Source organism: Paraburkholderia sp. SIMBA_053, assembly GCF_046534895.1.
Taxonomy (GTDB): Bacteria; Pseudomonadota; Gammaproteobacteria; order Burkholderiales; family Burkholderiaceae; genus Paraburkholderia; species Paraburkholderia caledonica.
Genome location: NZ_JAWRXU010001481.1, coordinates 1 through 244, shown reverse-complemented (window position 1 = coordinate 244; position 244 = coordinate 1). Strand labels below are relative to the sequence as shown.

The following is a 244-nucleotide window of genomic DNA, read 5'->3' as shown; positions in this document are numbered from 1 at the left end:
CGCTCCGTCTGCGTGAGGTTCTTGCATGGGATGCGCGGCGGGCTTCGAAGCCGGGCAACGCTAAAGCTTCTGCTCCATCGCGAGCAGAAAAATGCGCTGCCATTGCTTTGCCTGCCGCTCGTTCTGCATCGGCAGCAGCCATATGCCGTGAGCGGCGTCCTTCACCTTCAGCGCGAGTTGCCATTGCGTTTCGCGGCGCTCGACATCGGCGCCAAGCAGATCCGCGAAGATATACGCGCCGTGC

General features: G+C 62.3%; 1 pseudogene. It reads right to left on the bottom strand.

What is annotated here, in order from left to right:
- Nucleotides 1–60 precede the first annotated feature (60 nt).
- Nucleotides 61–244, bottom strand: a pseudogene (locus SB753_RS40530) (hypothetical protein); the annotation flags it as partial.